The following is a 26,368-nucleotide window of genomic DNA, read 5'->3' as shown; positions in this document are numbered from 1 at the left end:
TGTAACCAACTGATAAAATATGATTAATTTTAATGAGGAAGCGTGAACGTCTTTTAATCGAAAGACATTTCGTTATCAGAGGAAGCAATTTGTTGCTCTTCATGCAACAAGGCCGCTTCCGCTTGCTGATTATTTTCTTGCTGTTGCTTTTTGGATTGTTCAGCGCGTTTTTTAATGCCTTCGGCTATTGAGGGCTTAGCTGATTTGTCCTTTCTCATATCAATTAAGCTTTGTGCAACGGCATTGGATTTATCAGCGAGCTTATTCATTCGTTTTGCTTCGTTGGCGCGTTCTTCATTATTTTCATCGCCGGCATACATTTCATCGTGAATGGCTTGCAATGCGGTTTTATCTTCTTTGTCGAGATGAGCAACGGCGCTAAATTGATGGTAATTTAAGCTCAATTCAAGGGCTTTTATTCTGTTTGAGGGGGTATACTTACGTTTAATGAATGGGGGGCATAATGAAGGCATCTTATCGAACACAAGATCTATCTGCGTCACAGGATAATCACCTGGCGTTCGTAACCAAAACTGTAAATCCTCAAGCTGCATAATTTCAGAGGCCGTTACGACAGGGCGAGTGATGGTCTGGTGCCCCAATGACACACCATCTCTAATTTCATTTGCGCCATAACTGTATTGCTCTTTGGAGACATCGACCTCTTGCTCTCCTAAATCTAAAGAGGAAATTTTGGCCATTTCATTAGAGGGGGAGCGGAAAAAAAGACGGGTATTGAGCAAATCAAACATTTCTAAGGCCGCATTATCACCGTAGACTTTCTTAAGCTGTGCAAATGATTGAATACCAATGACGTAGCAGCCGCCAAACTTCCTCACTTCTGCTATGGTTTCGGCTAACTCAGGCAGCTTATGTAAGCTGGGCGCTTCATCCATAATGACCCAGATACGGCGATCAACATTTTCGTTTTGCTCTAAAATGGCGGTTGATGCAATAGACAGCCACATTGAGATTAACGGTCTGAGTGAAGCATGTTGTTGTGCATTACTGGATAGAAAGAGAAAACCGTTTTCATTATCATCTTTTACCCAATCTCGAATAGAAAATCGACGTCGGATTAACTGCCCATTTTCCCCTTCAGTATCAAGTCCCGCTAAAAACCGGAGTGATTTGATATACGCGGCCAATACCGATTTAATTGAAATGGCTGTTTTTTGAATTTTATCTGATACCAAGGACGCTGACTCAGTTCCTTTTAGGTATTCGCTGAGGGATTCCAGCTCAGAGGTGAGCATTATTTCCAGTAAGCGTTCAGTGGTACGGTTAGGTTCTTTGACCATTCTAAAAGCCGTGGAGCAGAAAATAGTCCGTGCGCTTTGTACCCAAAATGGATCACCATCTCCATGCATAGGAATAAGTGCCGCCGCCATATTTTCAAAATCAGAGGCCTCTTTCGCATCACACCAAACATCCCAAAAGGCGCAGCGTTCATCAAAAGGATTTAAAATAACGTCGGTTTTTTCGTTGTAAAATTTACTGACAAAGGTACAACCTTTATCGTAGACAACCGCTTTGTCACCTCTATCTCTAATCCAACGTAAAAATTTTCTTAAAGCAACAGATTTACCCGCACCGGTTGTACCATCAAATAACATATGCTGAACTTCAAAATTTCGCTTAAAAATCGCTTTTCCATCGAGCTTAAAATCTGATTGGTTATTCTTTTTCTTGAGCTGCTTAGCTAATTGTTTTGGTGTCGCTTTTTGAATACCACGAATAAAATATTCCTCGGTTTGTTCATCACCTTTTTTCCTAAACATACGCATAGAAAAAAGCAGCGCTCCAATCCCAAGCACTAAGCTAATAGAAAAGCTAATCAATATTGTTCTAAGAAATGTGTGGTTGTAATCAATCAATATCTGATTTTGGAGTTGAGCGCCTAATGTGCTGGTATATTTCACCCCTTCCCATGTGGTCTTCACAACGGTCGAAGTAGGCTGTACTTCATTTAAAAACTGATATTTCCAGAAATACACCGTCCCCATTAAGGTTGGATAATCAATCATGAGATAACTCATGAATGCGGTTAATGCCAAAATGCTCAACATGATCCATTTAAAAATAGCGGCATTGATTTGAATAAACATCCGTAGGTTATGAAATAGAATTTGACCACCACGGGTATAATTGCTTTTTTTTGTGCGTTTGTTACTCATTAGCATTCCTTGGTATGAGAAATTTGACGTGCGTGTAGCGAGGGCATTGCCTTTAAAGGCAATGCCAAATCACAGTATTTGTTATTGGGTTTGAGTGTTATTCTTTGATGGTGTTACGCTTTTTATTAAAGCAGGTTCGCATCGGCTTCTTTTTTTCTTTCGGCCTCAGCATTACGAATTTCCCCCCGCTTTTTAAAAAAATCGACTGTCATATAGCTGATGGTCATTTCAAAATTCATATGCGGGGCGTTAAGGAAAATAACCGCATCATCTTGTTCATAAAGTACATGACTACTGCCCACAAAGGGGATTTTTTCTGATACAACTCTGTATTTTTGACCTAAAATATCATTGAAGTAATCAAAGTTTCTTTTATGGGTATGGAGGTGAACCGCCGATAGAATTTCATGCTCATCAAAAATCGCAGTAACTTTATCTAACTTTTGAATCCCGAGTTCTTGTGCAGGAATACTGTACACATTTCCTTTGCTATAAGGTGAAAGCTTTGCCCTTTTAGCTTTGTATAATTTTTTCATCTCGATTTCTGTAGTCTCACCCACTTTCAAGTTAGCGATAGATGGGTTTGCGATGGCATTAACACTGAGAATGCTTAGAAATAACGCTATATAAGTTAAGTAATTTTTCATATTAGTGTCCTTTTTCATATTAAAATTTGCTGGTTGGAGTATGTAAATCAACGGCGTGCTCATCGAGAGTTTCAGGTGTTGTATCTAACTTTTTTACTAAGCTATATTCTTGCTCGGCTTGCTGTGCTTCTTTTTTCACATCCACTTTTTCAAGTGATACAACTTCATTTTCATTATTACTGACTACATCTCCAATGATTTGACTTTCATTCGCGGTGTTATTTATTGTTTGTTGATATTCGTCTTCATTGAAATGGCTAGGCTTATCTTTGGTTTCCTCAATATAGTGTTCTTTACCCTGTTGATATTGGCTAGTGATGCGTTGCTCTTGCCCATTCGTATAAGACAGGTTATCGCTATTCTTAGCAAAATCATTGCGCAAATCAGCGGTAGTACTGGGTAAATCATCATGAATATACTGATTTGCAATGGCTTTAACTTCAGGTGAATTAAGGAACTCTTGATAGTAATCTTCGCGTTCTTGTCTTAAGTTTTCATTACTACCTTGAACAATTCCAATCGCTCTATCCGGCTCCCTTGACTGAACATATTCAAAGAACGGTTGATTGAAATTCTCATTTACGGTAATTGAGCCATTTTCAAGTTGGTCTGCAGTACGGTTCAATGCTTTTGCTTCGCTTAGGTCAGCACTCGCCTGATTAGCGTAGCTATCAGTGTTTCTAAAGGTATGCGCAATGCTATCCAACTCTTGTGCAGCTTGGGTTCGAGTGTCACTGGTTTGGTCGCCTAAATCATAGGCTTTGACTGTGTTTCTAGCGTGGGTAAATTGGTCTTGTAAACTTTTATTCGTGCCACTGCTTTCAGATTGGCTAATATTGGTACTGTCGGTTTCTTCCGTTGAACCTGAAAAGCCAGTCGAGGTTTGCACGCCAGTTCCTGTCATTCCTTTAAATGGTGTTCCCACCGTCGCACTTCCTGAAACAGAGTTGGCCGATAAATCACGCCAGGCTTCATCTTGAGAAATGTTATTATTTTTCGCATAAGTCTCAGCAATTGACCACATATCATTGAATGCTTTAGAGGCTGAAGCGGTTTCTCTATTACTGCTATTAGTGCCATATAATTGATTGTGACCAGTGTTGGTTTGCCAATTTGACGCTTGCTCATACCCGCTTTGAATACTGCTGTCCATCGAGGCGCGATGACCCGATGAACTCTGTATATTATTTGAAGCCGAGGTTCGCATTGAAGAGGCCAGTGCCTGACTACCATTGATATCATAACCATAATTGGATAATGCACCTTGGCTACTAACGACTTGCTTACCGCTGTCAAAACGGGTTGTCGAAAAACCATTACCATCTTGCACCGTCATACCATGACGTCTATCAAGACCGGCAGTATCGAGCTTATTACCCGAGGTATTGTTGAATGAATAGTTATCAATCTGACCATTGCCTAAATTAATATCACCACTCGCAGCCGCCGCAGACGTTCTCGCATTGACACTGTTCATCATTCCGGCAAATTGCTGAGAAACGCTACTCATCGCAGATGCACCGCCTTTAATGACAATGACCACAATAAAAGGCACAGACATCATCAAAAATCCAGTCATGGCAGCATACCGCGAGTGCATTTCTGCGAGGGCATCAACATTACTCAGTGTTATTCCCCCATAAAGATTAGGAATAGCTATACTGTTGACCGAAAGGCGAGTGGTCATAATAAAATTAATCAACGCAAAAAAAATCGGCCAAGTACCGAGGTACACAAAGCCTTTGACATAGTTAGTCAATACCGAAAATGTCATCGAAGGCAACATTGCCACACAGACCACTAAAAACGCGATAGAGCTAAATAATAAGAAAAGGATCGATTGCAGCATGGGTAAAAACTCTTGTGCTTGCAATGCCATTCCTGCCCACATTGAGGTGGTTTGCATCTTATTTTGGGTATAAGCGTAGTTAATCGCCGCTGCAGTATTATCGACATCGGCGGCATCATTGGATAAACCATTGCGTATGGCATTAATCATCATATTTTGAGTAGTAATTTCAGTCGCACCTCGACTGATATTGCCATAACGTTTATAACTATTTTGCAATGCAGCTTTCATGAAAGCTTCATTTACAACGCGCTCATCGCCATAAATCCAGCTTCCAAGTAAATCCAGTCCCTTAGCACTTTCAAGGGTAAACATTGTTTTTAATCGTGGTAATGCTTCTTTACACGTTGGATAATCGTCATGCGCCATCTGAATACGGCGTAAAGGAGACGGATTATTATTCGCCAGAAAGGCGAAAATATCCGGCGCATTGGCTAATTGCTCCCACGTATATTTTTGATTGATGAGTATATCGCCTCGTATACAGCTTCTTATATACTGCTGTAAAAATCCTTTAAGCTCTGTGTTTTCAATGGTGTTTTGACGACTTAAGCGATAGAGTTTAGAGCCGAACATCATGCCTGTACGGGCGTATAATTCATCTGAAGAAAGACCATTAGCCGGTAACGAATGAAATGTGTCTTCAACTAATTGAGTCACTCCATGCATGTAAGCACTCGATAAATAAGCTGGATAAGAAATAACCACAGGAACATTATCAACCTGATAATTACTCATGGGATCGGATAAATCAGTAATATGGACACTGGTTGTGGTGCTGCATAAAAAAGCCGGTACAAAGAAATAAACCGCCGCCCATTTGGGGATAGAATTGGTATCTCTTTTGATAAAAAACGTAAATGCAGTGCCAATAACAGCAAAGAACGAACAGATCTGCAGCAAGCTGCCAAAGCTATCTGTCGAAAAAAACGCCGCAATCGCATTAAAGACTTCCTCTGCCATATCACCGTTACTGTAGGTAAACACTTCCAATGTTATGCTCATTATTGCTCTCCAAAAGCGGCATTGCTTCGCGCTCTCATTGATAGTTGACCTACCACTTGTTTTTTAATGGCTTGGTTATGCCTAATGAGTTCATTTTCCATGGTGACAGCGTTATAGGCGCTGGGTAAGAGCGTCCTTAAATAACGATTGGCGGCTAAAATATCCTCCTCAATAGTGTTCAAGTCATCGGGGTCATTATTGGTACCAGACAATGATTCAGTCACTAACGACAAAAGATCGTTAAGGTAGATAATTAAAAACTCAATACTCACCACTTTGGCATAACTTTCTAAAGGAGGAGACAGTTTGGCTTCCAGCGCGGTACGAATAAAGATCATCACAGGAATGTCGGTATACTCTAAAAAATCTTCCTCTTGGTTCGTCAGTACAAGATCATTTAAGAGTTTATTGGTGATCCCTTCTAATATTTTCACTACTCGATACTGTAATCCTGCGGTACTACTGATACTGATATCGGTTGTTGAGGGAGATAAGCAACCTGTTTCAGTCGTGGTGTCACATTCATAAGACTTAGCTTTTCCACCCAACAATAATGAGTTGATGAGGTTGTGGTTATTGGTTAACAGGGAGTTGTAATGAGTCGGTTTACCGTCTGAATCATAAATATAAGTGCCTGATATCGACATGACAAATTCAGCCAGCTTAGTGTTACTAGAGAGTAAGCTGTTTTTTCTAATGGCCGCCCACACTATGTTATGGCTATTTTTAACCATATCTTTTAAAACAGGATCGTTTTTGGCCTTGGCTAATTGCGCATCGGCTTGCCCTCCTGCACCACACTCTTGTTGCCCCGATACCCAATCAGCAAATGCATTGTTTTGAGTTCCCATCGTATTACAGATATATTTTTGACTGCCCACATCGGCAAAGCCGGCTAATGCCGACACACCGGCTTGCGCGGTCTCACAAGAGTTAACGGATAGATTTAAAAACTTATCCGAAATAGCCGTCAGGTTTTCTTTGATTTGCTTGATTTGAGGTGCCCAAGTTTGCAAGGCTAAATCCACAGCAAAAGGCACCGCATTGGCAATAATCGCTTTGCCTTGTTGAACCAACTCATCGGAATTGATGTGAGAGAACCCGCCCATAAACATATCAATGCCGCCACAACCAGCGGAAATACTAGGCACTTGCATACTCATTAATTGCACATCTCTGATTGGGGTGCGCACAAACAGGTTGCCCCCCGTATAAAAATCGGCGCTTTGTCCCTTAAAGGCTGATGGATTAGTCACGTTTTCTGAATAACTCAAACCATTAAAAAAATCGCTCAGTGAGCTATCAATCCCTGCACTATAAACAGGGGAATGAACCGTGATAAGCATGAGCAATAGTAAGGATTGTTGTTTCATTCGCTTTGTTCCTTAAAGCATACTATTCATAACGTCTGCATCACTGCGAATAGATTGATAAGTTTGATAAAGGCTTTGCTTTGAAATATCTCCCACTGAAATACGTACCGTTTTTCGCGTATTGACGTTAATTAAAAAGGTGGCCGGTACCGTGATATTATGAGGGTCAGCAAAAAAGGCTTGTCCTATTTCAGGGGTAATAGGAATAGGCACCTCATAACCTTTGATGCCTTTGTTATCGAGTGAAAAAGCGTAGGTAAATAGCCCCGTGTCTTGTGATAACTGTTTAAATTTAGGCGCGAATTGATGGCAATACGGACAATCTGAGCGAAAAAAGATCACTAAGGCATAATTGTCATTAGGGTGCATCCACTGTTGTGAAGGCGTTTCACAATTTGCGGTTAAACTGGTTAATATAAGTAAGATAGCTAAAACAAGACGTGACATTTTCATTTTTTCTTCCTTAAAAATCGGGTGCAAAATCAGTTGCCACATTCAAAAAACGGCCAAGTAGATCTTCTTGAGCAATAAAGCCATAAGCAAGCGGCTTCATTTCTCCAGAAGTGGGGTTGACTAACACAATGGCAGGACTAAAGGGCACATTGATATTGCCCTGGTTAACTTGGTTGTTGGCGATTGCCGGTAATACCTTGCCGTCAAGGGAGACGCCCAGTACTTCAATACCATGTTGCTCCGCAAAAGCCTGGATACTGGGAGCGAGTTTTTTATCAATCGGTTCATCACCTTTATACACAAAGAACATGCCCCAGCCTTGTTCGGCCAACTCTCGTACCGCACGCACTTTCTTTTGGCGTGTTAACGATAAATACGTACTTCTTGATGCCTGTTCCGTAGGATGATCTTTTGTATAAGACAAACTGGGGTTATCGAGCAATACTTTCTTAAACGTCATCCCGTATAAACTGGATTGCTCAGAAATGTATTGATTTAATAGCATTGATTTTTCAACTTTCTTTTGATCTTTCGGGTTAATCACTGCGTCATTAATGCTGTTTTCATAATAATTTTTAAACCATTTCATTTGTTCCGTGGCCGTCAGTGTACGAGTCCGTTTAATGGTGACGGTGGGCGAAGGAGGGGGGGATTTCTTAACACTCTTTTTAATAACTCGGGGTTCATTATACCAACGCCATCCAGCAGCATTTTGTGCATAAGCCGAGGTAATAAATGAAAAGAGCAGGATGATAAACAAAGCTGATTTATGCATCATTTTGCCACCGTTGTGTCTATTCGTTGTTTGATTTGGTCTGCATCGGGTATGGCTAAGTCATCCTGTAAATCAGGATAAAAATCGGTGAAATCCATTGCGCTCATATCTATCTGTTGCAGTTGATTTGGACTGAGTGCTTCACAATCGGGGGTTTCAGCACTACCAAAATTTAATCCGAGCTGTGGCTTACCTTCTTCTTGGATAATACGTGCTAATTTACTGTTGAACACACAATAGGATTTTTTATCTCGAATACAGACTCCGAGTATTTTTTCAGCGCAATATCGACCCACATAGATAGATAACTTATCTTCTTTCGCCGCCCCTAATTCTTTCTCTTCTTGACTGCAAGAAGTAATGCCCACATCATCCCCCCACCCGCCGTCTTGGCAGCAATTGCTTATGCCAATAGGCTTATCTGTGCACTTCATTGCCTTACCAGTGAAAATGATTTTAGAGTCTTCTGTAACACTGGTTTCGTTTTTAACATCCATTCCCGCTTCGGAGGCCGCAGCTAACCCTGAGGCCGCTTGTTCAAAATCGGTGCTTGTTGTAGGGGAAGATTCGTAAAAATCACCATCTAGGGCAAAGGAGTCTTCACCACAAATCAACCCCGTATCACGACATTGGCGAGTTTCACATTGCTTTTTTTGCTTGTTTCTAACGCATACACCTTCAAAAGTACTGTCACAGGTTTCTGATATAAAACTGCAATCAACAAGGGATGAGCAAGTATTAGGATAATCACAACGATAAACGACATCTTGCTTCCAACAATCTAGCGTAACCGATATTCCTTCAAGCTTTCGCGTTTCCCTTCCTTCTATACAGTTACTGCTTACTTGCTTGCATTCTGGCAGCATGGCAGTACAAGAATTTTTATAGCCAATATCCAGGGTTTCCTTTTCTAAGAAAAAAGTGACTTCCGTATTAACCAAAGACTCACCATCTAAGAAATTCTCCTCAATGCCAAAAGCTTCAACACTAATCCTGGTCGTAAAAACAGACGCGGTGAGATCGACCACCACATCAGCAGAAAAAGTGATTAAAATTAACCCTCCGCCACAGGTATCAGCAGTCGATACACTCAACGGTGTGATATGCGCATCATTAATATAAATGCGATAAAGTAACCCCGCGAAAATAGTTCCAAGGCAAGCTTGATAGTTAAACTTCACGCGCTTTAAGGTGGTACTAGCTTCATCAGGGGAGAAAACTAAAGGAAAAGAAATCGTACCCCGCCCAAATTTCTTTTCATATTCCACTTCATCTCTATTCTTGATATAAGGCGTGATGTAACAATGAACGGGGTTATTCGTCGGCCTAGTGCAATAACGTGTCTCATTATTAATTTCACAAATCGAACCGGTTTCACAGTCATGGTATTTGGATGAAATGCCGTGGCTAATATTGTAGGCATCCATTTGATAGCCTATTGCGTCTTGGTATGCCTGTTCGTTCGGGTCAATGGCTGGGCGTCCATTGTTGAATGAAGTATTAACCGACTGCGCCTGTTCGTCTGACGCATAGCGACTGGCTTTCGCCGTTTCAATTTTAGACTCATCATAGTAATAAGCAGTTTCACTTGGGTTAGCGACCCCATCGCGACAAGCCCTATCCTGGCATAATGTATTTTGGTCAAATGTCTTATACCCTGATTTTTTCTGGGTACTATTGATAGTGGATTTTGCCCAATCCACATTGTCATAATACGTTGTTTCCTGTGTATCCACGGCATAGCACACCGATATACATAAAAACAAAGGCATGGTGATAAGGAATAACCGCATTAGCTCCCCCTTGCTAAGGTTGTGGAAGCAACAACAGGTACCTCTCCCTTATCGGATAAAATCCGTAATGCATCTTGAAGTGAGATATTACCGGCGACAACGTCGAAATCTGTGCTGTTACAAGCTTTATGATCTAAACATTTGCCAGGCTTAACAGCAACGAATGAGGGAACCTGTTTGATATTAAATTGCTTAAACCATAAAGGGTTAATTGCAAAACCACTTTCAATCACCTTATCTTTGTGAGTAATCAACGATTGCATTTTTTTAATAGTAGGCGCAAAACCTTGCGGTAATACCCCCCTAATCACTATCGGTACTTGAAACGCTGCACTTTGCCTCAATAATTGGCGCAATGACGTTGTCGGCATGGATAAAGACGCAAAGATAATCACGCCACTTGCTGCACGTTTAGGATCCACAGGATTGTTATTTAGCAGCGTATTCACCTTTTCTTGATTAATACTTTTTGTTATTTGTTCAAACTGAAGGGCTTTTTCTCTCAGAGCCGACATATCCAAATAATCCGGCCTTAGTGTTTCTTTTTCCTTTTGTTGTAGGGCTTTTAATTCCGCTTTACTGTAACCATTAGCACTGACAATGGAACACAACGACCATAATAAGAACAATGAAATCCACGGCGTCATTATCGTGCTCAATCGATGAGTTAACGTCATGTTTATCTCCTATAAAAAGACGCAATTGCGTTTCTTAAAATTGATATATCCGAAATTATCCCCAGTCACCGTATTATCATGCCCACTCTCCCAGATGACTGTTGTTGTGGTGTACGGGTGCGCCCACAATGCATCGGGAATAACATTGGTCATTTGATAGCGATAACGAGACTTAGGTAAAATAGGCTCCGGCCATTGATAGCAAATGGCAAAATCAGCGCCGCGAGACTCCCAAACCAACCCTTGTCGATGTAATTTGAAATTAAGCCTTTCCATTATCAAAGTGCCGGCTTGAATAGGGGTGTGACGATAATTGGTGGTACCTGTGAGTGGATATGCAGAGCCTTGTGAGCCTAAACACCAAAAAAGCGGGTCAAAAGCAAGCGCTGTGTTCGCTGACGTGGTCATGGCTTCCAATATACACGCCATTTGCGCGATGGGATTACCAAACAAGATCGCTTCAGGGTTAAGTACAAACGCTAATTCATCATCATCCCAAAGCGGGTCAATTTCTGTGATATAAGCGACATCAAAATTATCAGTTGCCATACAAGCGGCGCTTTCCATAATTTGAAGCCAATAAATAACAGGATATTTATACCAATGTGCATGATAAAAAGCCGCATCAGACGCATCCCCTTCCCGACTTGATACTCGACCGCCAATATTTGGTGAAAGCCCATCATCCAAATTCATACCCATGTTGACCATACAATATGGCGCTCTAGTCACATCAACGAGTGTATCGGGTTCCCAATAACCAATATTAAGTCCTATTTGCATAAAAATGGGTGGCGGTTTAGGGCAAAAGGAAATAGGCGAAATAGGATTAGGCGTATCGGGTAAATAACTTGAGATAATCGGCACACTGCCAATGGTCATAGGAAAAATACAGCTCCAACAAATATCCGTCATCGGATTAACAAAATGACCCGTACATGCCGCTCCCGTGACATCGGCTTTAGCGGTTAATGAAGGGATAGCCACAACAAAAAAGACAATAAGGAGGTGGATTTTCATTGGGCATCCCCCTCTAAAGCCAGTGCGAGTGATGTTTGTTCCTGAATCTCAATATCTGATACATCAATTTCTTGCACTTGCCATAGTGTGTCTTTTTGCTCAACGACACTGGGCACATATTGAATGGCTAGCTTGCGGGTGATATTGCCTTGCTGATCAAAATAAATACGGGCTTGCAATTGCTTTTGTGTATTAGCCGGCTCACCTTCTGTTAAAATCCATTTAATTGATTTATTTGGGTATTGTTCTTGGTAACGCTTAGCCCACTCTACTTGCTGTTTATCATCACCATTGAAGAAAATCAGGGTTTTGCTGAATGAAAAATGAGAAATCGATGATTGTTGCAGTTTAGGCCAAGTTGCTAAATCAAAAGGGTTAATACGAGTCCCTTTGGGGTAAATAACGGTGCCTTTATGGTCAATGATATCTTTAGCCAGGATTAATGTCGGGTCAACGGTAAAGGTTCTAGGGGTGACGGTCGTCTCAAGACCTAACGGCGCGGGTCTTTTAACGGTTTCCTTAACCTGATTTTGAAAATTTTCTTTTAGCTCATCCAATTTACCTGTGGCCTGATAAGTGGCTAAACGTTTATCAATCCATTGCAACATGTCAATTTCAGCAATAGGGAAAACATGCCCAACCACACCAATGTTTTTGGCATTCACAAAGGATGAAAAAGTAGCAAGTAACGCGATTTGGCTGATGATGATTAATTTCATTGCTAGGCATCCTTATTGGATAAGGCAATGAATAGCGCCTCTTGAATAGACGCGGTAACATCATCCAATCCAGTGATAACCGCAGGACTCACCAAAATAACGAGATTATGTTCATCACTATAACTATCCAGCGTAATATCTAACTGCTGTGTAAAACGTTTAATAATGACATTTTGCTGCTCAATCGTTAATTGACGCTTGGCAATGTCACTTTCAAAGGTTGAAATCGTCCCCTTTAAATCAAACTGTACCAAGGTCTTAGGTTGATTAAGCAGCAAATAAAGAGAGAGTATACTCAGTAAAAAAAGGCAACCCCACAATACCTTTTGTTGATGGATTAATTGGATCTGCTTTTTCATTTTTAGGCCACCTTAATATAGGAGGGATACTGTTCACTTTTTTCATTCTTTATTAACTGAGAAAACTTCAGCATTTCTTTCGGGTAGAAGTGTTGCGCGGTCTGCTCTATCGCTTCCATTAAGGGAATGCCTTGTCTCATTAGGGTTTCACAATACTCGTATTCTTTAGGCTCTGTTGAGAGCATCGAACGCGACCAAGGGTCGGCAAAAATACGATGAAAAGTCGTTGTAGACCCTGCTTTTAACATGAGGCATGAATGCCCCGCATCCGAAGCCCTAGGAAATGACTTAATCATTTTTTGCTCAAAAGGCGTAAACTGATTAGGATTCTCTTTGATAAAGTTATTAAAACCGTCCCCTTGACGTAATGTGATGTGGATATCGCTAGAGTTAAAGGCGGCTTTAGCTTCAGCATTGGCAAAGAAATCGCCTACGCCTTGAGTGACGGTACAAAAACTGCCACCGAACTTCCGTACAGTACGGTACCCCTCGTTAATAAATTCACGACCATGTGCATTTTCCCCTCCCATGAGTGACCAAGCTTCTTCAATCACACAAAGTTTTGGAATAGAGCGTTGCCCGGCTAAATACATTTGCTGATTAATCGCCACCATGAGCGCAAAAATAACAGGCCTTTTTAACTCATCTTTAAAACCATCAAGCTCTAGTGTGGTAATTTCAATTGTGGGATCTAATTGAGAAGGTTTGTTAAATACATCACCATAAATACCATTACTGCAATATTTATTCAGTTGTGCAGCAATATCACTAATTCGTCTGTCATTGTCCTTACTTTTTGACAGTTCAATCAGGGCTTGCTGAATGTGATCAATGAGGGTGTCATTACCATTTTTGTTCCAAGCAATGAGAATAGCATCACCCACCATCGCGCGTTGAAATCCCTGAAGCGGCTCTTCTGGTGATGCCATCGTTGCAATCAACCCTGTAATATTGCCCAATACTTCCGCGATAGGATCGACTTTATTGCCCTCACTATCGATCATATCGCCAAAAGTCTTGGTATTACGTAAGTCCTTCACTTTACCTAAATGGGTAAAAGGATTGAGAAAGATACTTTCATGAGTTAAGTACACTCCGCCCAGAGTTTGAGTGAGTTTTTTATAACTTTGCCCCTTGTCTAAAATCCACACCTTTCCGCCTCGACCATAGACAGAAGTAACAAGTTTTTGAATAAAGAAAGACTTACCAGCACCCGACCCCCCAGTACACGCAATATTGTAATTATCACTACCACAATCAAAAATATCGAAATAGCTGATTTGATTACGCATTGTGGGTAGCATTAAGCCGCCTGAGAAATTTTTAACATCGGCGACGATGGGGAAAAAGTTGACTAAATTTGACGTTTTTAACATGTGCGTCCGCCCTGCTTTTATGCTGTCTTCAAAAAAGCCTTCAGACATCATAAAAGGAAGGGAGGACAGAGTGCTTTGACCTTGCAGCATAGTATTATTGATGACATCTAACCCTGCTTCTCTGAATGTTGATGCTGCAACCGTAGTATGATTTTTTAGCATATCTTCAGAGGTATAGAGCGTTAAATTAAATGACATGGTGGCTATTTTAAATTCACTACTCAACAACCCTTTTTGAATTTGCTCTCTTTCTTCCAATTCATCCTTTGCAGTAGGAATAAGCAGCCGCATAGGACTGTTCACTGTTTTAGTTAACGATCGTATCTTGCCATCATTAATGGCAACCTGTTCGCCAGTCTTATTAATTTGAAAACAAAGGGTGATACGATGAGGACATTGAAGGCTGTTAGAGGTTCGGCGTAAAGAGGCTAAACAATCCGGCATACAATATAACCGCCAATCAAACGCTAAACGCTGCAACCCCATATTAACTTGAGTCATTTGGATTTTTTTCTGGCACCCAACGGGAGTATGCTGAGTCTCTAATCTGTCCCGATTAATAATGAACTCGCTATCTGGTGACAGCATTTGCACATTCAGGGTTTCGAACTCGTTATATTCCGCTTTAATGGGTTTGGTTTGTTCAGGATTGAAATTAAGATGCTCTCTAACATGCTCAATTAACGCTGATGCGTTCATCGGCGAGTGCATGATATTACATTGAGACAACTCAGATTCTAGCGTCAATCGAATATCAAATAGTCTGTCTTTATTTTCAAATGTTGAGACAAATAAATAAGCATTATAATTTTTTAAATCATAGTGATATGCTTCACTCAATGAAGTATCAAATCCATTAGTTGCACTGTAATTGGCATAAATCGCCTCATTCTTAGCAAATTGATCGCATACTCCGCCCCGACCCGTTAACAAGTTTTTATTTTGCTCAATTAAGTGACCGACTTGATTGTTCCCCACCATGACAAACTGATAATGCCACTTTTTCCCTTCAGGCAAGCTACACACAATGGCATTTAAAGATTTAATTAACTCATCATTCGCCCCGCCTATCACAGTTAGATTTAACCCAAAACCTCTACTTTTTACGTTTTCAAAATATTGATGTTCCTCATCATAATAACGGTACGGTAATTCATGATGTAAATGATTATTTGGCTTTTTAGTGAACTCAAATAATGCTGATAGGTCTTGCTTTATCTCTTTGCTTTTCATCATGATTCCTTAATCTTTTTGAATAGATTTAATGGCGCGACCAGTCCATTGACTCTCATTAATGACCATATAAATATCTGAAGTATCTACGTAATGTCCTTCAGTATTGATGTAAGGAAAAATAGTAATTTTTTTGACCGTTTCAGATGTGCGTAACGGGAACCCCTCCCTGTCTCTACGAGGTATAGGCATAAAATCTGTCTTGGGGATCGAGTCACTAAGTAGCGTATTCACTGACGTTGGATTTGAAAACGCCCCTCTATCAGCCAGTGTTCTAATGTCATTCATATCGGTACAACCCGATATCCCACCGACTTTATTGCAAGCAAAGTCGCCACCAAGTCCGGCAGCGCAGCCTTGGAGCAGTATACAAAGCGTGATAAACGATAATCTTGAATATGCTGTAAACATGAGTACTGTCCTTGTTAGTGAGCCACACCAAAAGCAGATAATTGGGGCGCTGATTGAGAGGTATTGTTAAAGTCTTCTTGGGTGGGTTTAATATTGCTGGGTAATTGATTAAGCAGTGGATTAGTGACGGTATTCAGTATTTGAGCCACACCCGCATTATCCGGTGCCACTTGAGACTGTGAGGTTTCATATTCTTCAATGCCCACGGCATCAAGTGGGAATCCCTTTAAGAAAACAATGTTTACGACATTACCAGGGTTTAATTCGATGATAGGGTGATATTGCTCAGCAAGATTAATGTAATAATCGGCTAATTTACTGCCTACACTGGCTGTTGCCGAACCCGCTAAGTTCATCAACGCATCGGAACTATTAATCGTTGAAGTAGTACCCAATGCCGAAGTTGAAGTGGTTTGTGATAACGCTTTCCCTGTTTCACCCAGCCCCGTCAAAATACCGGCGACGCCAGCCATTTGAACAATTTTGCCATTTTTTAAAATCGTCGTACCACGAATACCATTACGGCCATAATTAAACACTGTCCCTTCCACTGAAAGATCAATAATTTCATCATCAAAAATACAACTGAGCCTTTGTGTTCTCACTATGCCTCGACTAGAGGATATCTCACCGTATACAGCGCCGATAATCGTACAGTTTTTAAGACGGGAAGCGGCACCATTAGGTAAGGTTCCATCGTTAAGGGTTTGAAAAACAATAGGAGCGGTATCACTTTGACCATTCACTCCCGCATTCGCATCCGCGCCCCCTGTGACGACTGCTGTCACGAAAGACCCCGCCGGTACATAATTATCAACGGTACGCTTATAAGGTTCGCTGTCTTGTGTCGATGTCCAAGTGAGTTCAAATGTATCAATCCCAGCATTGCTCGCCGGTATTGATACATTCAACTCATCATTTGAATAACCATCACTCTGATAGCGGGTACTGACACTGGCTCTCGGAGGAAGTTTAGGTGCACCAAACTCTTCAGAGGACGTACTATTATCAGCTTGAGCTGACGTTGTCGTGTTATCAATGGTAGCGATAGAGGTTTGCTGAAAGGTAGCAATAAGCGCATTCATCTTAGCCAACATTTTATCGCTATCACGCTTTAAATCCTGTTTAATTGAAGTGTTATTTAACCTCAAACTTTCTATTGTTTTCGTTAAGCTATCGATTTTTTTTTGCTGTTCATTTAAGATCGCTTGCTGTGCTGATAATGCGGACTGGTTGTCCTTTTCAGTAAAATCACTATCAATCACTGCGCCAAAATCGATGGGTTGAGTGACCGCAGTCGGCTTTTTACTTTTCTTTGTAAAAAACTCATACCCCAAGCCCAACACCATTAATAACACCGCAATGACACCCACAAACAACCAATTGCGTTTCTTTGTTTCATCGTTTAGTGATGCGCCCTGTTCAAAGTGGCCTTCTGGGTCTTTTTTGAAGTAATTAAGGATATTTTTCATAGAGTAGACTCCCCACCCGACACAACAAAAACATGTGCGACTGAGTTAGGAGAAAGGTGCGTTGTGGAAACAGAAGCCGAACGCGTTGTTCGAGAATAAAACTGGGCATTGGTTAATGAAATATCGTTAGCCGAATTATTGGTCACTCGGTAGATAATTCCGTTGAAATGTTTTCCGACAAATACCGTAGCTGGCACAATGGATAAAGGTTTATCGTTTTTAAGTTTCAGTGTTGAAAGGGGGTCTACTGGATGCAAGGAAAAACCATCCATCATTTTTCCTGTATGCAGCCAGGTTATCATCTGCTCTGTGAATTGAGTTAGCATGGAAGCATAAGGCGTGTCTTTATCAAACACAGAAGGTTTTTCTTTAAGACTATTAATGCCAATGAACTCACTCGTCACCGCAGGTCTCGCTTTGGGGGTGATGAATAAACCAAAATTTCGACCATGTGCGGTAGTAACGTAGGCAGTAAAGGGCATACTGAGATTTAAACTTAATCTTGCTGCACCCGATAAGTCTGACGTTGTTCCTGTGACAACACAGAACCCCGCAGGACAATCAATTGAGGTAATTTTATCCCCTCTTACAATTAAACGATTGATATCGACACTGGATAACACCACGGGGACAGTATCATTATCGTTAAAGGTATAAGTCAGAGAAGGCTTGTTTTTAGCCTGAGTCCCATGAGAGAACAGCAACAAACAAAAGACTGATATCAATGAGTTCCAACACACTTTTTTTAATCGAAAAATCATTTAACCCTCCCTTTTTAATTTTTTGATTGATGCCAGGGATATTTCCCCATCTAAAAAATCCATATCTATGATGTATGTCACTGCTTCTGGAGCGAGCTTTCTGTCTCCAACAGATTTCTCAATGACTCCAGACAGCTTTACTTTGTTCTCATCCAGTGAAACCAGTACTTCATTTGCAGTCCAATGACTGCTAATGTTTTTCTTTTTCACCATGTCAGCGTCTTTAGACAGCAAGGGTTGTAACGCTCCCCAATTAGAAGGTTTAATGTATCCAGCTAATAATTTATATTTTCTGTCTACTGAAGCAGGTGTCACATTTAATTTTAAATCTGTAAAATACTCGGCCATCATTTGCAAATAACTCGCATCAACAGTAGTGTCAGAGAGAGAAAACTCACGACTTATTTGAGGCGGAGTAAAAATTCGTTGCTTCTTTTTTATATATTGAATACTCGTATAAATGCCGACCCCTTGAATAACATTAAGCAGCATTGAAATAAGAAAACCTAAAATCAATAATGTATTAAGAGATCGAGATAATGTTAGCTGGTTATATTTATTTTCATTGAGCATATAAAGTCCCTAATTTAACCAGTATCGTTTAGATGCTGATGGCGTCACTTTAAAAAAACTCTTACTAAACTCGTTAGGTGCATACCAAAATAAAGCCAGACGTAATGCATTGTGTCCGTACTGGCTTTTTAGTTTTCTCATAGATAAGAACCATGCTGCCGCTAAAAAAAAACCAGTCGCCGCATACTGCGCACTAAACAAAATAAAAAAAATACATAATGCGGGTGCAAGCTCATCAATAGGAAAGCCTAACAATGTTTTTTGATTATTTAGATGCTTTGGAATACTGAAAAATAGTGTTGGGTTATCCATGAGTTATAGTCCTAGTTATGCCAGCCCAACGACTTTCATTGTAATATTCAAGAACAACATACCGACAACGAACGTTCCTATTGCTGTCCCCCAATCTTTAGTCCTGTACCCCATTAATGCCGCTATAAAAATACTTGCGCCCAATAGTGCAAATTGAACCGTTGACTCCGCTCCCACTGTATCCTTTATTTCATCTTTTTGATTTAAAAAAATATCCTCAGCGTAACCAGGCCCCATGATAAACATTGAAACTAATACGATTGCGACACAAGAAAATATGACCGAAACGGGTCTTTTGTATTTACTGATATTAATCATTTTAATTCCCTATAAAGTTAGATTTGATATTTAATATTTAAACGTTATTTTTATCTTTAATTTGAACACCTCCTTATCAATAATTATTTCCAACATAATTAATTGATATTTAAATTAACTGCTTTTCAATTAAGTTACTCCTTGGATAACCCTATTCGTTTCTTTTCGTCGCTTTCCCCACCTTCTCTATGCTTGAATACCGATTAATGTGATCAGCCAGCCTTAACTCAGCTTCTGCCGTTTTAGATCTTTTTGACTCTTTCATTGAACGCTTAATCAGCTCATTATCACTATTCGATATAATCACAGTACAATGAACATCTTTGTCTTCACTCATATCAGTCCTCGTTTAATTTATAAATCTAAATCTAATCAAGATTTAATATATGCACTAAATTAAGGTGAAATGAATATAGGTATATACGAAAACCGGTTTATTCACCTTTAGTTGGAGCTTCTATCGAAAAATTAAACTGGTATCCTTTGTCACTAGCCCCCATCCCCCCCCCTTTCCTTTGTTTCACCCGATGCAGAAATTGATGAGTATTTTCGAATATGATCACTAACCCTTAATTCAAGTTCATCGATTTTACTTCTATTTGAATATTTCATCGATTCTTCGAGTAAGTCATTCAACTCTCTAGATATAAAGATTGTACAATGTACTCCATAAACAACACTCATAAAAAATCCTTCTAAACCAGATATTGTGATATGACAACGATATAAAGAACTGACACTTTTACAAACTCCTTTATATACTTTAAAGTCATAATCTTTTCATAAAATAAACCTAGTTCCATATCTAATTGATATATCTATAATTCAGGTATAACTAAGTGATATGGTTTTATCAATATTCTAGGAGTATCTTCCACGGTAATGACTCTGTAACGATTTATTTAAAACAAGTCCAGAATCCTCTGATTTGCCAACGGTATTCACATGAGTAGAACGGTTAACCTTATTCAAAAACATTCTCCCTAATGATGTACTGGTTTCATTCGTGTCATGCTTATAAATCAAGCGCAAAACGGTTAAATTTTGTTAAACCACCACCTCCTTTGTTACGAATGTTAAAAGTAAACCTAAAAATAATTTGTTAAATTTGCTAAACTATCTAAAGCACAAAACGTTAACATTTGTTAGTGTAGCAACAAATGTTAACGTGTCAACTTTTTTGAAACATATTTATTGGATTTTATAAATGAGATTAGATATTCGATTGATTTTGGCTAAGAATTTAGATTCCCTGATGAAGGAAAAGCGCTTAAATCAAATAGATGTAGAAAATCTATCATTACCATATGGTCGTATAAACCGAAGTACTATAAGTACCTACTTAAAAACAAAGGGGAATCTCACTGACCCTAAATTAACAAAAATCGATGTTCTAGCTTCTTGTTTTGATCTCAGTCCAAGTGAATTACTTGATCCTAATCTAGGAAGATATGACTTGTCGAAAATGACGAATGAGACTTTAAATAAACATATAACCAATGCGATAGAACTACTCTGTGAAGCTGACGTAATAAAGGAACACGAAATAAATATGGCTTTCCTGATTGCGGAAAATTTACCAAACGCCATAAAAGTTAATATAGAAAGTGAACAAGAAACCAAACAACCTATAAAGAAAACCTTAACATCGAGATTGCTTGGTTATTTTAACAAAGCTCGCGGAGACTAGCATTAGGTTGGAATATTTTTATCTTTCCATTCATTTACTTCTTTCTGCCAACTCTTTATTTTTTTAGTCCTCCTTTTAGGTTCTGATTCATTAGAAATGATAGCAATATACTTATCTAGTAGTTCAGAACTTTTAAGTATCATATCCTTATTCTTCTTATAGTTAATAAACAACACTATCACTATTTGAATAGACTTGATCAAGATCCCAATTAGAATAACTGCAAGAAGAAAGGTCATTATTGAATTCATAACCCACACCTCCACCTGTACGAAAAATGATCAAACATTGCAATAATAGACATCTTCTTAAGAAGTGTATTATTTCTAATTATATCAAAGTTACTTATAACTTTTACCATTAAGAAACCAAAAAGTGGTAATGATAAAACACATAAATTCAAGAAAACATTAAACAATGATATATATAAGTATACTTCTGATAATATTTTTTCACCTAAGGAAGTATCGACTAATTTCAACAATTGTATTGATAACAATAGGATATTAGATATTAAAATTAACTTTATTCTTTTTGATAACCTTATAAAATTAAGAGTTATAAATTTTGATAAAATCAATATAAAACAAAATATATATATTGAATTTACTAAATACCAAAGATAAGAATGAAGCAACCCTTTTTCTATTGAAAAAAGCAATATCTCAGATAAAATTAATGAAATAAAAGCTTCAAAAAATATCAAGCCAGATAGATGTTTATGAAAAGATTTCTTATAGTTAAAAAAAAACAAAGCACCACATAAAACGGTGTACAAAGCGGCACCTTGAAAGCTAGAAATGAAAGCAATCATTACATTTACCCCAACCTAAATGTAATTGAAGTATTCTGGTAATAATTACCCTCCTTAAAACTAGGATTAGGATCTCTTCCCATACCAAGACCAAGAATATCAATAAGCGAGGGATTTTCCTCTTCTTGTACGTACATTGTTTCTACAACCACAGAACCTCGTATATTGTCGATAAAATCAATTATGTAAGGATAATCCATAAAGTCTTACTCCAAAGGTGAAATATAACAATACTTCTATCACCATGTAACACAAATGTAAACAACTGGCATAAACAAAAAGAATTTAGACTTATCGCGACCTATCTTAAATTTCCGCACTACGTCAAACCTCTAAAGAAAAAAATAGAAATAAAGAAGTTTTTTAATTTGCATGAAAAAACTTCTTTACTTATACTAATCTTAATTTTACATAAAAGGTTATGAACAATGTTAATTTCTGATATTGAAAAAATAGGAAAAATCGCAAATGAAACCAGAATGTTACGAAGTGAAATACAACAAGAGTTTAGAGATGAAAACCAGTTAAAAAAATTCTCCAGAAATTCATTTTTAGAAATTTTAGGACATGCAAACAAAGTCATGTCTGAAACAAAACTTGATGGAATTATGAAAGCAATGGAAACGGAGGGTTATACGTTTAATAGGAGATCTAACGGCAAAACAAGCCCATATGATCTAACTCTTGAAAACCTATACGATATTGCTGAAAATTTAGATATAAAAAAACATAGAAATAAAAAATTACCAGCATTTGTTGCAATCATGCAAAACCTAAAGGGTGGAGTTGGTAAAAGTTTAGCTACCAACAAAGTTGCTACAGCAGCAATAATGCTAAATAATTATTTACTTAAACAGCTACGAGTTTTAATTGTAGATTTAGATCCCCAAGCAACAACAACGGAAAGCAATATACCTAATATAGTGATCAATGATGGAGACTTAACAAGTATACAGGCGATGGCGGATGAAGATTTAAGCCGTCAAGATCTACTAAAATATTGCGTAAAAAAAACTTCTATATCTAATCTTTCTGTTATTCCTTGTGGAACATTTGATGGTTTTATCACAGAAGAACTAAACACTCCTGAAATTTACAACCAAACAAAACCATTCGCTTTATTAAAAAATAGAATCACTGACAAATTAAAATATGACTTCGATATAATACTACTAGATGCTGGGCCACACATGGATATAGTTATGAAAAATGCAATTGCAGCAGCAAATGGTATTTTCATTCCCGTTCCTCCCACATATTACAACTATGACTCAACAATGCGTTTTATAGAAAAACTACCTGAAACAATAAAAGAAATGCTGAATCAAGGGTATGACCTTAACAATTTAAAATTTATAAATACATTTATCACCAAAGACCCTACCCACATTAACTCCAAAAGACGACATAACAATATGGTAGTTAATTCAGTAAAAGACGATCTTAAAAATGTCTTTGGTCGACATAATGTATTAAACAACACTCTTAGATTAGAAGAGGCTTACGAAAGGTGCACTGAAATGGGAGGAACAATATTTACAATTCAAAAATCCCTTTATGATGGCTCACAAGCTGCATTTACCAGAGCACATACACATGCAACAGCTTGGGTAACTGAAGTCATTGACTCAATTATCGATTACCAGAAGGAGCTATAATAATGAGTGAATCACTTTTAGAAAAAAAAGAACGTCTAAAAAAAGAACGCCTAGAAAAAGAATCAAGAGTTAATCTTGATAAAAAAAATACCCCGCTAATAAGAAAATTTAAATTAGCAAGTGGCACTACAGTAGAGGCCATATATGAACTAGTACCCGCTAATTTAATTACGAATAAAACCCATATTCACCCTCTTAATCCGCGAAATCAAGATGCTTTAAATGATACAACCTTACAAGATATATTAGAGTCAATTGCAAAAAATGGCGTTACGACAGAAATAATAGCTATACGTGATAAAAATGAAAAGTTATCAATAATAGAAGGCAGTAGAAGGCGATTTTGTTGTATTAAATCGAAAACTGATTTACCAGCTTGGGTTTTACCTGATGTATTAACATACGAAGATATTAAAGAGTTAATCCAAGCATCTCAAACATCTAAACGTTTTTCTTATAGAGAAGTAGGATTAGATTATTTAAGACAAATGGAAGATAATGGTTTTACAACAAATGAAGAATTAGCTAAGAAATTAAAAACAAGCGTAGAAACAATTAGAAAACGCATTCAAGCAGCAAAAATCAATAAAGCTATTCTTGAATTATTTCCTGATTATGAAGGAATACCCAATACTTTTTACACAAAACTAGCCAAAATTGAAAAAACACTGATTAAATCAAACACCGACGTTCATGCCTTTTGCCATTTAGTTACCCAGTTAATAGAACTTAATTCATCTGATACTATAAGTAACAAGCAACAAAATGTAATGAAAGTTATAAAATTAACATTAGAAAAAGAAACAAATAGTAAAAAAGAGCCTCAGTGGAACACGAAAAACTTTACTACCTTTGAGGATAAAAATAAATATGCCAGGGTGAGCAAGAATAAAGACGGACGCCTTGTAAAAATGGAGTTTTCAAGATTAAGTGTTGATGTTATCGATCAAATAGAAAACGAAATTCAAAGAATACTTGTGACGGCACAATAAAATTCTTACATTACGACCACGGGAAATCAATGGCTTAAAGCAGCAGGTACAATGTAATTTGTACACTAATTTGGCTTAGTGTCGCGTGTAGAAGCTAAATGGCATACAATTCTGTGAGTTAGTAAGGTTTGTATGTGCCTGCTGTTATTAATCTTCCACTCAATGTACAAACTTTATTATTCCAAAATCCCCTTTATGTACAAACTTTTTCAACAGTGTACAAACTTTATTGTTCCAAAACACAAAATAATACTAGAAGAAAATTAACCGTAGCCACTTTAATTCAATGGAGAACAACGGGGGTTGTTTTAAACTTACCAGTACAAACAAGTGAACCTAACAATCTGATTTAATTGGCATAATAAAAGAGTCTAATAAAAGTTAAGTCATGGGGAACAAAGGGCTTACTAGGCTAATATAGTCCCTTTGTACTTCACAAAAAAATGAAAATATTACTCATTTACTGCTTTTTTAGCTTCTTTTAGCTTCTTTTAGCTTCATGATAAACTCGCTACTAAAATCAAAACCTTCAATAGCTAACTCGGACATAAACTTCTCTAAATTCTCAATCTCGCTTTTAGTCGGTAAACAGGCTTTATTATCTATTTCACAATAAGTTTTAACAGCATCTTCTAAAGTAAAGGCACTTTCACTAACTATTTTTTGTTTAGCACTTTTCTTTCTCCATTTAAAATTCAAATGGGTGATCCTGTTTTTACGATTACCTTCACATATCTCTTCAACTTCTTCTATAAAAATATCTGTATTATTATTAATTTCTTGTAATGCTACTTTTAAAAACTTACTTCTAAAATCTGACATTCTGGTATAGGATTTTGGCATCCCAAAACGAGTAATCATCCACTCAACAGAATGTTTACAACTAGTTCGAGTATTACGCCACTGACACAAACTTTCGTACAAACGCATTGCATAAGGATTGGATAATTTTTTAGTATTCAACAATAAATATTGGGTAAATGGATCACCTTTTTTATACGGAATTGTATTGATGATACTTTTACTAAAATAAATCACTGTATAACTACTTTTAGGATAATGATCTAAGCCTACAGCCCAGTTTCTTTCTTTTGTCGCTTTTTCACCATCTTCGCCGTCTTCATCTGGTTGATAAAAAATAATATCTTTTTTCGTCAATTCTCTAGCAGCTTGATGAATATCACGACTGGCTTTTTTTGAAGAAGAGGTAAAATATTTTTTAAAGTCTGCATGTTTTAATACAAATTTATACCCTCCTTCATCACTATCAAAAGGCAGAGATCCATTTTCAGAAATATTATGTAAAGCTAAATAAATTATACGTTTAGCATTCCGTGATAAGTTATATGCCGCCGAGGTTAATATATTTGATTGCTTAATCATAGGCTGACTATTAGTACTATCCATAAATTTCCCTTATCCTATAAAAACTCGTGAAAAAATTATAATTCGTTTCACGAGTTTGTCAAATCAACAATTTATCAAAAAATTATATCTGATTTTATTCCTTTTCATTGGGGCAATTTCTCCCCCTTTAAAGCGAAATCGGGACAAATCCTCACGGTATTGGGACAAATTCTCTCACCTTTGAATGTTTTGGAAGTAGAAGTATTACCTTTTACTCGGTTTTGACCTATGGGATTGAGACATTATTGCCTTAAGCTAGACAAATCCTCACGGTATTGGGACAAATTCTCTCACCTTTGAGTGTTTCGGAAGTAGAAGTATTACCTTTTACTCGGTTTTGACCTATGGAATTGAGACATTATTGCCTTAAGCTAGACAAATCCTCACGGTATTGGGACAAATTCTCTCACCTTTGAGTGTTTCGGAAGTAGAAGTATTACCTTTTACTCGGTTTTGACCTATGGAATTGAGACATTATTGCCTTAAGCTAGACAAATCCTCACG

26 protein-coding genes are annotated in these 26,368 nt (G+C 38.1%); 3 read left to right on the top strand and 23 right to left on the bottom strand.

All coding sequences use genetic code 11. The features are described 5' to 3' along the window. Positions 1-53: 53 nt before the first annotated feature. From traD to Q0791_RS12825, 20 genes are all read right to left on the bottom strand, one after another. On the bottom strand, positions 54-2,177 hold the full coding sequence (traD, locus tag Q0791_RS12920) for a type IV conjugative transfer system coupling protein TraD (RefSeq protein ID WP_299006934.1): 2,124 nt from the start codon (positions 2,175-2,177) through the stop codon (positions 54-56). A gap of 125 nt (positions 2,178-2,302) precedes the next feature. After that, complete coding sequence (locus Q0791_RS12915; RefSeq protein ID WP_299006932.1) at positions 2,303-2,824, bottom strand: hypothetical protein; 522 nt, start codon at positions 2,822-2,824, stop codon at positions 2,303-2,305. Positions 2,825-2,843: 19 nt separating this feature from the next. Then, a complete protein-coding gene (gene traG, locus Q0791_RS12910) occupies positions 2,844-5,678 on the bottom strand; it encodes a conjugal transfer mating-pair stabilization protein TraG (RefSeq protein ID WP_299006926.1) in 2,835 nt (944 codons plus the stop codon). Continuing rightward, positions 5,678-7,051, bottom strand: coding sequence for a conjugal transfer protein TraH (locus Q0791_RS12905; RefSeq protein WP_299006923.1), 1,374 nt, complete (start codon positions 7,049-7,051; stop codon positions 5,678-5,680). The genes traG and Q0791_RS12905 overlap by 1 nt, the downstream gene beginning before the upstream one ends. A gap of 12 nt (positions 7,052-7,063) precedes the next feature. Continuing rightward, positions 7,064-7,504, bottom strand: a complete 441-nt coding sequence (trbB, locus tag Q0791_RS12900) for a type-F conjugative transfer system pilin assembly thiol-disulfide isomerase TrbB (protein WP_299006920.1) — start codon at positions 7,502-7,504, stop codon at positions 7,064-7,066. Between the two features lie 10 nt (positions 7,505-7,514). Beyond that, the gene (gene traF / locus Q0791_RS12895) at positions 7,515-8,282 is read right to left on the bottom strand and encodes a type-F conjugative transfer system pilin assembly protein TraF (RefSeq protein ID WP_299006917.1); all 768 of its coding nucleotides are present in this window, start codon (positions 8,280-8,282) and stop codon (positions 7,515-7,517) included. Then, complete coding sequence (traN, locus tag Q0791_RS12890; protein WP_299006916.1) at positions 8,279-10,072, bottom strand: type-F conjugative transfer system mating-pair stabilization protein TraN; 1,794 nt, start codon at positions 10,070-10,072, stop codon at positions 8,279-8,281. Before traN ends, traF begins: the two co-directional genes overlap by 4 nt. After that, positions 10,072-10,749, bottom strand: a complete 678-nt coding sequence (trbC, locus tag Q0791_RS12885; protein WP_299006913.1) for a type-F conjugative transfer system pilin assembly protein TrbC — start codon at positions 10,747-10,749, stop codon at positions 10,072-10,074. The genes traN and trbC overlap by 1 nt, the downstream gene beginning before the upstream one ends. A 9-nt stretch (positions 10,750-10,758) precedes the next feature. Then, positions 10,759-11,769 carry a conjugal transfer pilus assembly protein TraU gene (gene traU, locus Q0791_RS12880; RefSeq protein ID WP_299006911.1) on the bottom strand — a complete coding sequence of 337 codons (1,011 nt, stop codon included), beginning with the start codon at positions 11,767-11,769 and terminating at the stop codon, positions 10,759-10,761. Then, the gene (gene traW / locus Q0791_RS12875) at positions 11,766-12,488 is read right to left on the bottom strand and encodes a type-F conjugative transfer system protein TraW (RefSeq protein ID WP_299006909.1); all 723 of its coding nucleotides are present in this window, start codon (positions 12,486-12,488) and stop codon (positions 11,766-11,768) included. The genes traU and traW overlap by 4 nt, the downstream gene beginning before the upstream one ends. A 2-nt stretch (positions 12,489-12,490) precedes the next feature. Beyond that, positions 12,491-12,847, bottom strand: coding sequence for a TrbI F-type domain-containing protein (locus Q0791_RS12870; RefSeq protein ID WP_299006906.1), 357 nt, complete (start codon positions 12,845-12,847; stop codon positions 12,491-12,493). A gap of 2 nt (positions 12,848-12,849) precedes the next feature. Further along, positions 12,850-15,459, bottom strand: coding sequence for a type IV secretion system protein TraC (gene traC, locus Q0791_RS12865; RefSeq protein WP_299006904.1), 2,610 nt, complete (start codon positions 15,457-15,459; stop codon positions 12,850-12,852). A 6-nt stretch (positions 15,460-15,465) separates the two neighbouring features. Beyond that, positions 15,466-15,867 carry a type IV conjugative transfer system lipoprotein TraV gene (gene traV, locus Q0791_RS12860; protein ID WP_299006902.1) on the bottom strand — a complete coding sequence of 134 codons (402 nt, stop codon included), beginning with the start codon at positions 15,865-15,867 and terminating at the stop codon, positions 15,466-15,468. 14 nt (positions 15,868-15,881) lie between these two features. Continuing rightward, positions 15,882-17,339: a TrbI/VirB10 family protein gene (locus Q0791_RS12855; protein WP_299006899.1), complete on the bottom strand. Its 1,458-nt coding sequence runs from the start codon at positions 17,337-17,339 to the stop codon at positions 15,882-15,884. Further along, positions 17,336-18,100 (bottom strand): type-F conjugative transfer system secretin TraK, encoded by a 765-nt coding sequence (gene traK / locus Q0791_RS12850; protein WP_299006897.1) that lies wholly within the window; start codon positions 18,098-18,100, stop codon positions 17,336-17,338. Before traK ends, Q0791_RS12855 begins: the two co-directional genes overlap by 4 nt. Next, positions 18,101-18,673: a type IV conjugative transfer system protein TraE gene (traE, locus tag Q0791_RS12845; protein ID WP_299006896.1), complete on the bottom strand. Its 573-nt coding sequence runs from the start codon at positions 18,671-18,673 to the stop codon at positions 18,101-18,103. Between the two features lie 9 nt (positions 18,674-18,682). Beyond that, the gene (gene traL / locus Q0791_RS12840; RefSeq protein ID WP_299006894.1) at positions 18,683-18,985 is read right to left on the bottom strand and encodes a type IV conjugative transfer system protein TraL; all 303 of its coding nucleotides are present in this window, start codon (positions 18,983-18,985) and stop codon (positions 18,683-18,685) included. A 15-nt stretch (positions 18,986-19,000) separates the two neighbouring features. Beyond that, entirely contained in the window at positions 19,001-19,303 is a 303-nt protein-coding gene (locus Q0791_RS12835) for a hypothetical protein (protein WP_299006892.1), read from the bottom strand. Between the two features lie 151 nt (positions 19,304-19,454). Beyond that, positions 19,455-19,640, bottom strand: a complete 186-nt coding sequence (locus tag Q0791_RS12830; RefSeq protein ID WP_299006890.1) for a TraY domain-containing protein — start codon at positions 19,638-19,640, stop codon at positions 19,455-19,457. 152 nt (positions 19,641-19,792) lie between these two features. Further along, positions 19,793-19,987, bottom strand: a complete 195-nt coding sequence (locus Q0791_RS12825) for a TraY domain-containing protein (protein WP_299006887.1) — start codon at positions 19,985-19,987, stop codon at positions 19,793-19,795. 523 nt (positions 19,988-20,510) lie between these two features. On the opposite strand from Q0791_RS12825, the gene Q0791_RS12820 reads away from it, so the two are divergent. Beyond that, positions 20,511-20,993, top strand: a complete 483-nt coding sequence (locus Q0791_RS12820) for a helix-turn-helix domain-containing protein (RefSeq protein ID WP_299006886.1) — start codon at positions 20,511-20,513, stop codon at positions 20,991-20,993. Positions 20,994-20,995: 2 nt separating this feature from the next. Here the strand turns inward: Q0791_RS12820 and Q0791_RS12815 are convergent, their stop codons facing one another. Both Q0791_RS12815 and Q0791_RS12810 read right to left on the bottom strand, forming a co-directional pair. Beyond that, positions 20,996-21,244, bottom strand: a complete 249-nt coding sequence (locus Q0791_RS12815) for a hypothetical protein (protein WP_299006883.1) — start codon at positions 21,242-21,244, stop codon at positions 20,996-20,998. A gap of 568 nt (positions 21,245-21,812) precedes the next feature. Continuing rightward, positions 21,813-22,007: a hypothetical protein gene (locus tag Q0791_RS12810; RefSeq protein ID WP_299006880.1), complete on the bottom strand. Its 195-nt coding sequence runs from the start codon at positions 22,005-22,007 to the stop codon at positions 21,813-21,815. A 228-nt stretch (positions 22,008-22,235) separates the two neighbouring features. Here Q0791_RS12810 and Q0791_RS12805 point away from each other — a divergent pair, with 228 nt between their 5' ends. Both Q0791_RS12805 and Q0791_RS12800 read left to right on the top strand, forming a co-directional pair. After that, entirely contained in the window at positions 22,236-23,465 is a 1,230-nt protein-coding gene (locus Q0791_RS12805; RefSeq protein ID WP_299006877.1) for an AAA family ATPase, read from the top strand. 2 nt (positions 23,466-23,467) lie between these two features. Beyond that, a complete protein-coding gene (locus Q0791_RS12800; protein ID WP_299006874.1) occupies positions 23,468-24,457 on the top strand; it encodes a ParB family protein in 990 nt (329 codons plus the stop codon). 471 nt (positions 24,458-24,928) lie between these two features. On the opposite strand, the gene Q0791_RS12795 is transcribed toward Q0791_RS12800, so the two are convergent. Further along, positions 24,929-25,864, bottom strand: coding sequence for a RepB family plasmid replication initiator protein (locus Q0791_RS12795; RefSeq protein ID WP_299006872.1), 936 nt, complete (start codon positions 25,862-25,864; stop codon positions 24,929-24,931). Positions 25,865-26,368 lie beyond the last annotated feature (504 nt).

Origin of the sequence: uncultured Shewanella sp. (genome assembly GCF_947495455.1) — a bacterium.
GTDB lineage: Bacteria > Pseudomonadota > Gammaproteobacteria > Enterobacterales > Shewanellaceae > Shewanella.
Note: the sequence above shows the minus strand (reverse complement) of the source record. Positions and strands in the feature narration are given on the sequence as shown.

Coding starts and splice junctions, on each gene's coding strand:
- traK (WP_299006897.1), bottom strand. CDS start 18,100: ATGATTTTTCGATTAAAAAAAGTGTGTTGGAACTCATTGATATCAGTC.
- Q0791_RS12795 (WP_299006872.1), bottom strand. CDS start 25,864: ATGGATAGTACTAATAGTCAGCCTATGATTAAGCAATCAAATATATTA.
- traG (WP_299006926.1), bottom strand. CDS start 5,678: ATGAGCATAACATTGGAAGTGTTTACCTACAGTAACGGTGATATGGCA.
- traU (WP_299006911.1), bottom strand. CDS start 11,769: ATGAAAATCCACCTCCTTATTGTCTTTTTTGTTGTGGCTATCCCTTCA.
- Q0791_RS12915 (WP_299006932.1), bottom strand. CDS start 2,824: ATGAAAAATTACTTAACTTATATAGCGTTATTTCTAAGCATTCTCAGT.
- traF (WP_299006917.1), bottom strand. CDS start 8,282: ATGATGCATAAATCAGCTTTGTTTATCATCCTGCTCTTTTCATTTATT.
- Q0791_RS12905 (WP_299006923.1), bottom strand. CDS start 7,051: ATGAAACAACAATCCTTACTATTGCTCATGCTTATCACGGTTCATTCC.
- traD (WP_299006934.1), bottom strand. CDS start 2,177: ATGAGTAACAAACGCACAAAAAAAAGCAATTATACCCGTGGTGGTCAA.
- traN (WP_299006916.1), bottom strand. CDS start 10,072: ATGCGGTTATTCCTTATCACCATGCCTTTGTTTTTATGTATATCGGTG.
- Q0791_RS12835 (WP_299006892.1), bottom strand. CDS start 19,303: ATGATTAATATCAGTAAATACAAAAGACCCGTTTCGGTCATATTTTCT.
- Q0791_RS12810 (WP_299006880.1), bottom strand. CDS start 22,007: ATGGATTATCCTTACATAATTGATTTTATCGACAATATACGAGGTTCT.
- Q0791_RS12870 (WP_299006906.1), bottom strand. CDS start 12,847: ATGAAAAAGCAGATCCAATTAATCCATCAACAAAAGGTATTGTGGGGT.
- traE (WP_299006896.1), bottom strand. CDS start 18,673: ATGCTCAATGAAAATAAATATAACCAGCTAACATTATCTCGATCTCTT.
- Q0791_RS12805 (WP_299006877.1), top strand. CDS start 22,236: ATGTTAATTTCTGATATTGAAAAAATAGGAAAAATCGCAAATGAAACC.
- trbB (WP_299006920.1), bottom strand. CDS start 7,504: ATGAAAATGTCACGTCTTGTTTTAGCTATCTTACTTATATTAACCAGT.
- Q0791_RS12815 (WP_299006883.1), bottom strand. CDS start 21,244: ATGAATTCAATAATGACCTTTCTTCTTGCAGTTATTCTAATTGGGATC.
- Q0791_RS12820 (WP_299006886.1), top strand. CDS start 20,511: ATGAGATTAGATATTCGATTGATTTTGGCTAAGAATTTAGATTCCCTG.
- traC (WP_299006904.1), bottom strand. CDS start 15,459: ATGATGAAAAGCAAAGAGATAAAGCAAGACCTATCAGCATTATTTGAG.
- trbC (WP_299006913.1), bottom strand. CDS start 10,749: ATGACGTTAACTCATCGATTGAGCACGATAATGACGCCGTGGATTTCA.
- traW (WP_299006909.1), bottom strand. CDS start 12,488: ATGAAATTAATCATCATCAGCCAAATCGCGTTACTTGCTACTTTTTCA.
- traV (WP_299006902.1), bottom strand. CDS start 15,867: ATGTTTACAGCATATTCAAGATTATCGTTTATCACGCTTTGTATACTG.
- Q0791_RS12800 (WP_299006874.1), top strand. CDS start 23,468: ATGAGTGAATCACTTTTAGAAAAAAAAGAACGTCTAAAAAAAGAACGC.
- Q0791_RS12855 (WP_299006899.1), bottom strand. CDS start 17,339: ATGAAAAATATCCTTAATTACTTCAAAAAAGACCCAGAAGGCCACTTT.
- traL (WP_299006894.1), bottom strand. CDS start 18,985: ATGGATAACCCAACACTATTTTTCAGTATTCCAAAGCATCTAAATAAT.
- Q0791_RS12830 (WP_299006890.1), bottom strand. CDS start 19,640: ATGAGTGAAGACAAAGATGTTCATTGTACTGTGATTATATCGAATAGT.
- Q0791_RS12825 (WP_299006887.1), bottom strand. CDS start 19,987: ATGAGTGTTGTTTATGGAGTACATTGTACAATCTTTATATCTAGAGAG.